Raw genomic sequence first — 6365 nt, forward strand, 5'->3', positions numbered from 1 at the left:
CGNNNCNNNANNANNCGTTCGGACGTTCGGAAGGACGNCAACCGCCCGNNNCCGTCCGGGGCGGTGACATCGCCCGCGCCGCCCCGCGCCGCCCCCGCCCGCAACGGAATTCCCATGTGATCACCATGGAGAAAACGTCACTGCTCCCACAGGAGCGGGAGGGAAAACGTATCAGCAGTTCTTGAACGAGGGTTTCCCCGCATCAAGGGTCCACCGGTTCACTCGAATTCCATGAAGCACCCGTCCACGCCGTTTCCGCACTCCCCTTTGCAACGACAACCTCCGTTCAGGGGGTTTGGCTTTCGCAACATATGATTTGAAGATTGTGGGCTGCATTCTGGTTCGGCACCGTCACGCCACCACGGCGGACGGGCCCACTGGAAGGAGAGGTCCATGTTCTTCGCGCGCAAGACGGCCCTGGGCTGCACGGCGCTGCTGGCCCTGGCGCTCACCGGTGCCGGCACGAGCCCGGCAGCCGCCGCGGTCCCCGCGGAGGCCGCCGCCCAGGCCGCCCCGCAGACCCTGGTCCTGCGCACGGTCAAGAACCCCAACATGGTGGCCGACATGGCCTACGGCTCCCCGACCCCGGGGAACCCGGTGACCCTGTACCCCTACCACGGCGGGACGAACCAGCAGTGGGAGGTCGTCCCCGTGCAGGGCGACTGGTTCCAGCTGCGCAACAAGGCTTCCGGCACCTGCCTGGTCAACGGCTACCACAGCGTGGAGAACGGCCACAAGCTCGCCGGTTACGGCTGCAACAGCGGTTACGAGGACCAGCTCTGGGCCATGGTCGGCGTCGAGAACACCAACCAGTTCACGCTGGTCAACAAGTACAGCGGCAAGTGCATGGACCAGACCCTCAACGGCACCACGCAGACCCAGCTCACCCAGTGGCAGTGCCACGGCCAGGTCCAGCAGCGCTGGACCGCCACCGTCGTCTGACACGGCCCCTTCCCCGACCGCGTCCCGCCGCCCGCCGCCCGGGCGGCGGGACGCACGCGGTTCCGGGCCCTGTGTCCGCTCGACGGGACCGTCGGGGATCCCCGACTCCGGGGCGCGCAGCCCCCCTTCCGGATCCGCGGTCGCGGGCACCCTTTTCCGCCCACTCGCCGATCACCGACGAAGTGGCCTCCGGCCGCGGGGCGGCGACCTCTGCTCCAGCGGGCCGCCCGCCCGCCGTTCCGGCCAGGAGCGACGCCGCCGAACCCGCCGCCTCGGCTCTGCTCGCCGTTTCGCCGATGCGCATCGGGCGTCCTCGGGTGAGCTTTCGCCACGGGAGGCGCGGTGCCTTCCCACCATGCCTCCGGCGGCGCAGCGCGGGATTCCCGGGGAAAGCGTACGGAAGCATTTCGGAGTGCGGCGGGACACCTCCGCGCCGGAGCGCACACCCAGACGAAGAAAGGCGCCGAGCCGGTGGCGGAAAAATGACGGCGCTCCCTACGGCCCCGTGAGCATTCGCGATCTCCGCCACGCGGATTCGACAATCGGCTTTCGCTGTGGCGAGGCATCACCGGCAGGCCCCGTGCACGGCGGCCGGGCGTCGGCCGCCCAGGCGGTGGACACACCGTACGTGCGGGTCGCCGCACCGACGCGTCCCGCAACGACACGGCTCTCTCCGCCGCGTACGAGTCGCAGTCCGGGCCCGATCGCCCGTGCCGTGGTCGAGCAGAACGTCCTCAACGGCGCCCGGGCGCCGGTCCGCGGGGCCCTCGTTCGCGGCGTGGCCCCGCCCGGCGGGGGACGAGGCGCTACCGGGCCCTGGCGAACCGGGACGACCGACCGGGCTCCGGCCGCGACGAACGCCGCATCACCGAGGTCCGCGTGCTGCGGTGCCGGAGTCCGGCCCGCATCGCCCGCACGTCGACCGTGCCGGAGTCGAGGCGCCCGACGGACCGGATACCGCATCCCCTGAAGGCCGAGGGGACCCGGCACTCCGCGCCCCCGGCGGGAGAGGTCCGGTAGCGCTCCCCGGCGACCGCCCTGCTCCGTGCGCGGCGCGGGTCGTGGTTCGGGAAGCGGTGGTGCTCCTCGTCGGGGAGACCGGCTCGCCGGCCCACGCACCCGGCTTCACGCACCCGGCCGGAGCCACTGCCGGCCGCTTTCGCCAACGGCGTCCGGTGGAAAGCCGGTTGGCTCCCCGGCGGCGGGTCGCTCGCTCCGCCACTCACCGTCACGGGCACCGCCAGGGCGCCACTCCACCGGTGGTCGGCGGCCTCGCCGGCCTCGTTCTCACGCGGATGCGCCCCCACGCGCGGAGCGTGGCCCTCGGTGTTCCCGCCGTGTTCCCACGCCGCACTCACCGAGGGCACAAGAACCCGCCTTCCCCAGGACAGAGGCCCCTGTTCACTTGGTGCCCGGAGCGGGACTCGAACCCGCACGGCCGTAGGCCAGCGAGGTTTAAGCTCGCCGTGTCTGCGTTCCACCATCCGGGCATGACGCGCTGCTTCTCCGCGTCGGCACATGAGCCTATCCGGGCGCGTCTTCCGAACGGCGGGGGAAGTGGCCCGATGTTGTCTTATTTTATTGGCGCTTGAGGGACCGTCAGACCGCGGCGGGGGCGTTGCGCAGCAGTGGCGCGGGATTCGCGGCTGCACATGCCGACCGGGTGAAATGACGGAAAGTCGCCGCCTGTCACGGCGAGTCCCCACGGCCGGGGCCGGTGCGCGTCCCGGCCCCGCCGTCCCGGTGGGTCTTCCGGAGGACTCCCCCGGGGCCGTTCGGGGGCGCCGTCATACCTCAGAAGGAGGAACGCGGGGCGCCCTCAGACTTCAGAGGGCCAGAGGAACGGGTACGCGGGCGGACGCCCGGCGGGGGTGGCGGAGCCGACGATGGGACGGTCCCCTACGAACCCCCGTACGACAGGAGCCCTCCTCGTGATCCCCACCCCGACGACCGCGCACCGCACCACCGCGGCGGCCGCCCGCGCCACGGATCTGTCCAAGGTCTACGGGCAGGGCGAGACCCGGGTGGTCGCCCTCGACCAGGTCACCGTGGAGTTCCCGCAGGGGCAGTTCACCGCGATCATGGGGCCGTCCGGCTCCGGCAAGTCCACCCTGATGCACTGCGTGGCCGGCCTGGACACCTTCTCCAGCGGCTCGGTCCGCGTCGGCGAGACGGAGCTCGGCTCGCTCAAGGACAAGCAGCTCACCCAGCTCCGCCGGGACAAGATCGGCTTCATCTTCCAGGCGTTCAACCTGCTGCCCACGCTCACCGCGCTGGAGAACATCACGCTCCCCATGGACATCGCGGGCCGCAAGCCGGACAAGGAGTGGCTGGACCGGGTCATCGACATGGTCGGCCTGTCCGCGCGGCTCGGGCACCGGCCGGCGCAGCTCTCCGGCGGCCAGCAGCAGCGCGTCGCCGTCGCCCGCGCCCTGGCCTCCCGCCCCGAGATCATCTTCGGTGACGAGCCCACCGGCAACCTCGACTCGCGCTCCGGCGCCGAGGTGCTGGGCTTCCTGCGGAACTCGGTGCGGGAGCTGGGGCAGACGGTCGTGATGGTCACCCACGACGCGGTCGCCGCGTCCTACGCCGACCGCGTGATCTTCCTGGCGGACGGCCGGATCGTCGACGAGATGACCGCTCCCACCGCCGACAGGGTGCTGGACCGCATGAAGGAGTTCGACGCCAGGGGCCGCACCAGCTGACCGGGGACACCCCGCGCCCGCCCCTNCCCCACCGGACACCTCCACCCCAGGACTCGCCTCATGTTCCGTACCGCCCTGCGCAACGTGCTCGCGCACAAGGCCAGACTGCTGATGACCGTCCTCGCCGTCATGCTCGGCGTGGCCTTCGTCTCCGGCACCCTGATCTTCACCGACACCCTGGACCGGGCCTTCACCAGGCAGGCCGCCAAGAGCTACGACGACGTCGCCGTCGCCGTCACCTCCCACCCCGATCCCCGGCAGGCGGGGAAGGAGCCGGGCCTCTCCCGCGCCACGCTCGACCGGATCTCCGCCGTGCCGGGGGTCGCCTCCGTCACCGGCCGCGTCGAGGGCTTCGCAGGCGTCCCCGGACCGGACGGCAGGCTGATCGGCGTCGGCTGGTCCAACAAGGGCGCCAACTTCGCCCCCGGCAAGGACGGCAAGGACCCCCGGTACGACTTCGTCGAGGGCGGCGGCCCCGTCACCGCCGGCCGGATCGCCCTCGACCGGAAGACCGCCGCCGAAGGCCGGTACGAGGTCGGGGACACCGTCCGCGTCGCCACCAACGGCCCCGTGCGGACGTACCGCCTCCAGGGCGTGTTCACCACCGACGACGGCGCGGTCAGCGCCGGCGGCAGCCTCGTCCTGTTCGACACGGGCACCGCGCAGCGCCTCTTCCTCAAGCCCGGCCACTTCCAGGAGGCCACCGTCACCGCCTCGCCGGGCGCGGACGACGACCGGCTCCTCGCCGCGATCGAGCCGCTGCTCCCCGAACACGCCGGGGCGCAGACCGGCGAGGAGCTGTCGGCGCAGCAGGCGGAGGAGATCGAGCAGGAGCTGAGCGCCTTCGGCCAGATCTTCCTCGGGTTCGCGGGCATCGCGCTGTTCGTCGGCGTCTTCCTGATCGCCAACACCTTCACGATGCTCGTCGCCCAGCGCACCAAGGAGGTCGCGCTGATGCGGGCCGTCGGCGCGTCCCGCAGGCAGATCACCCGCTCGGTCCTCGCGGAGGCCGCCATCGTCGGCGTCGTCGCCTCCGTCACCGGCTACCTGCTGGGCATCGCGCTCGCCGTGGGGCTCCGCTCCGGCATGGCGGCGTTCGAGCTGAAGGTGCCGGACGGCCCGGTCGTCCTGGGCGTCACGCCCGCGCTGTCCGCGCTCGGCGTCGGCCTCGTCGTCACGATGCTCGCGGCGTGGCTGCCGGGCCGCCGCGCGGCGAAGATCCCGCCGGTCGCCGCGATGAACAGCGTGCACGCCGCGCCCACGCAGAAGTCGCTGGTCCTGCGCAACAGCATCGGCGGCGTCCTGGCCGCCATCGGCTCCGGCCTGATCGTGTACGGCGCCGCCGAGGCCGGGGAGACCGGCCGGTACCTCATCGCCGGTGGCGCGTTCCTCGCCCTGGTCGGCGTCATCATGCTGATCCCGCTGCTGTCGCGGCCGCTGATCGCCGCCGTGCGGCCGCTGCTCGTCGGGGTGTTCGGGATCTCCGGCAAGCTCGCCGGGCAGAACTCCGTCCGCAACCCGCGCCGCACCGGCGCGACCGCCTCGGCGCTGGCCATCGGGCTCACCCTGGTCACCGGCCTGTCGGTGATCGGCGTCACCGTCAGCCGGTCCCTCGACCAGGCGACCACCGACCAGATCACGGCGGACTACCTGGTCCGCATGGCCAACAACGGCCCGCTCGACCCGTCCGTGCTGACCTCGCTGGAGAAGACCCCGGGCGTCACCGCCGTGTCGCCGCAGCAGGCGTCCAGCATGGAGCTCGGCGGGGAGTACACCTCCGCCTCCGCGGTCGTGCCCGGCGCCATCGAGAAGCTCCTGAAGATCGAGCCGACCGCCGGCTCGCTCGACTCGCTGGCGCGCGGCGAGATCGCGGTGGCCCGGAAGACCGCCGAGTCGCGCGGCTGGAAGGTCGGCAGCACGGTCGCCGTCACGTACGGCGACGGGAAGAAGGGCACGCTGACCGTCGGCGCGCTCTACGAGGACTCCGAGTTCCTCTCGCCGGTCCTGGTCGACCGGAAGGTCGTCGCCCCGCACGAGCCGGAGCCGTACGTCCCCACCATCTTCGTCTCGATGGAGGGCGGGGACAGCGCCGCCAACAAGAAGGCGCTGGTCCAGGCCCTGGGCAACAACCCGGCCGTCGACTTCATGGACCACCAGGACATCCGCGACGCGTTCGGCGGCCCGATCAACATGATGCTGAACATCGTGTACGGCCTGCTGGGGATGGCCCTGGTGATCGCCGTGCTGGGAGTGGTCAACACCCTGGCCATGTCGGTCTTCGAGCGGCAGCAGGAGATCGGCATGCTCCGCGCGATCGGCCTGGACCGGCGCCGGGTGAAGCGGATGGTCCGCCTGGAGGCCGTGGTGATCTCGCTGTACGGCGCGGTCGTCGGCATCGTCCTCGGGTCGTTCCTCGGCTGGGCGATCGGGGAGACCATCAAGGACAGCCTGCCGGGGTACACGCTGACCCTGCCGTGGGACCGGATCGGGCTCTTCCTGCTGCTCGCCGGCCTGGTCGGGGTGCTGGCCGCGATGTGGCCGGCGCGCAGCGCGGCGAAGCTGAACGTGCTGAACGCCATCAAGGCCGAGTAGCGGACGCGCCGCCGGAGGGCCGGGCTCCCGATCACGGGGCCCGGCCCTCCGGCGTCGGCGCGCCCGCGAGGCCGGCGTCCGCCCCGGCGCGCCGACGGGCGGGGCCCGGCTCGGGGCCGGCTCGGG

3 protein-coding genes and 1 tRNA gene are annotated in these 6365 nt (G+C 72.2%); 3 read left to right on the plus strand and 1 reads right to left on the minus strand.

Features of this window, described 5'->3' with window-relative positions:
• Positions 1–393 precede the first annotated feature (393 nt).
• Positions 394–942 (plus strand): RICIN domain-containing protein, encoded by a 549-nt coding sequence (locus MW084_RS10970; protein WP_255115201.1) that lies wholly within the window; start codon positions 394–396, stop codon positions 940–942.
• Positions 943–2348: 1406 nt separating this feature from the next.
• Here MW084_RS10970 and MW084_RS10975 read toward each other — a convergent pair.
• A tRNA-Leu gene (locus tag MW084_RS10975) sits at positions 2349–2432 on the minus strand.
• A gap of 444 nt (positions 2433–2876) precedes the next feature.
• On the opposite strand from MW084_RS10975, the gene MW084_RS10980 reads away from it, so the two are divergent.
• Complete coding sequence (locus MW084_RS10980) at positions 2877–3647, plus strand: ABC transporter ATP-binding protein (RefSeq protein ID WP_029553708.1); 771 nt, start codon at positions 2877–2879, stop codon at positions 3645–3647.
• Between the two features lie 60 nt (positions 3648–3707).
• Positions 3708–6239: an ABC transporter permease gene (locus MW084_RS10985; protein ID WP_010473381.1), complete on the plus strand. Its 2532-nt coding sequence runs from the start codon at positions 3708–3710 to the stop codon at positions 6237–6239.
• Positions 6240–6365: the final 126 nt, after the last annotated feature.

It is taken from the genome of Streptomyces sudanensis (genome assembly GCF_023614315.1).
GTDB lineage: Bacteria > Actinomycetota > Actinomycetes > Streptomycetales > Streptomycetaceae > Streptomyces > Streptomyces sudanensis.

Excerpts from the sequence above, each read along its gene's own strand:
- MW084_RS10970 (WP_255115201.1), top strand. The coding sequence starts at position 394 with ATGTTCTTCGCGCGCAAGACGGCCCTGGGCTGCACGGCGCTGCTGGCC.
- MW084_RS10985 (WP_010473381.1), top strand. The coding sequence starts at position 3,708 with ATGTTCCGTACCGCCCTGCGCAACGTGCTCGCGCACAAGGCCAGACTG.